Genomic DNA, 1,517 nt, shown 5'->3' on the forward strand with positions numbered 1-1,517 from the left:
CCCGGGTCGGACTGGGACGGGGCCTGGAGGCTGGAGCGGAAATAGGGGGCTGGCGGAGCTTTTTGAGATCGTCATTCCGGGGCACGCGCGAAGGGCGGGAGCCCGGCGACTGTCTTAGCTGTCAAGCGATTGCTGGGTATATCGGGTGTTGTTTTTGACCATGGTGTTTGCGGTGACCAACAGCTTTCGGGCGATGGCAATGAGGGCGAGCTTGGCGGGCTTGCCCTGTTCTCGCAGGGCTTGGTAGGCGGCTTTCATTCGGGGATTGTGACGGCTGGCGACGAGGGCGGCCATGTAGAGCGCCGTGCGCACGCAAGGGCGGCCGCCCGAGATGGCGGCACGGGGCGGCGCATTGCCGGACTGGCTGACATGCGGCGCGAGGCCGGCCAGGCTGGCGACAGCCTTGCGATCGACGCGGCCAATCTCAGGCAGTTCGGTGATCAGCACAGTGGCCACGCGCTCGCCGATCCCGGGGATCGAGGTGAGGATCTCGAAGCTGCAGGCAAGCTGCGGATCGGCGGCGATCCGGCGGTCGAGTTCGGTCTCGATCTGGCGGCACTGGGTCGTCAGAACAGAGATGGTGGCACGGTGATTGTCCAATAGGAGTGGCTCGGCGGTTTGTTTCAGCCGTGTCTTCTCCATGGCGATCATTTCCGTGAGCTGGCGACGACGTGTGGTGAGGGCCTTGAGCGTCAGCTGCTCGGCGGATGGCAATGGGCGAATGGCGTCGGTCATGGCGAGAGCGAAGCGCGCAATCAGCCGCGCGTCCAGCCTGTCGGTCTTGGCACGGCGCCCTTCAAACTCACGGAATGCCTTGATGCGGCGCGGATTGACGAGACCGACCTCGAACCCGGCCGCGCCGAGAGCGCTGACGAGTTGCCGGGCATAGGGGCCGATCGCCTCCAGCACGACACGGCCGACGCCGGCCTGGGTCAACCGCTCGACCACGGCGGCGACGCCTTCGGCAGCGTTGGCAACCCGGAAAGTCTTGCCCGAGGGAGCAAGGCCGACATCAAGAAAGCGCTGACCGACATCGATGCCGGCCGCGAGCGCAAGAGACTGAGCTGTCATGGGGATCAGACCTGTATGCGAGCTACCGGAAATCGGCGCTCATGCGACTGTTCGATCAGACAAGGCAAGCGGAGACGCCCAAGCCGGGTTACGGTCGCCGAGGCAACCGGGAATCCAACGAGCTGTCTCTACCCGCCGCCACTATGACAGTGACACCCGGTCAGATACAGGAATCCATTGGACACAGAGCGGGATACGACATGGATTCCGGGTTCAGCGCTGGCGCGGTGCCCCGGAATGACAAGAACAGCTGTTTGACAGGTTAAATCGGGGTAGGGGGCTCGCTGGGCCTAGGGCGCTACGGACGCCGCTTCGCGACCGGCGAAAATCCAACTTCGCCGCACCACGCGTAGCTCTAAGAGCGAAGCGTGGTGCCCAGGAAAGGACTCGAACCTTCACGGCCGTTAAGCCACTGGCACCTGAAGCCAGCGCGTCTACCAATTCCG

The 1,517-nt window shown here is 64.2% G+C and carries 1 protein-coding gene; it reads right to left on the minus strand.

The features are described 5' to 3' along the window. Positions 1-114 precede the first annotated feature (114 nt). Positions 115-1,071, minus strand: coding sequence for an IS110 family transposase (locus QW868_RS33485; protein ID WP_315701447.1), 957 nt, complete (start codon positions 1,069-1,071; stop codon positions 115-117). Positions 1,072-1,517: the final 446 nt, after the last annotated feature.

The sequence above is a fragment of the Bradyrhizobium sp. SZCCHNR1051 genome (assembly GCF_032489615.1).
Taxonomy (GTDB): Bacteria; Pseudomonadota; Alphaproteobacteria; order Rhizobiales; family Xanthobacteraceae; genus Bradyrhizobium.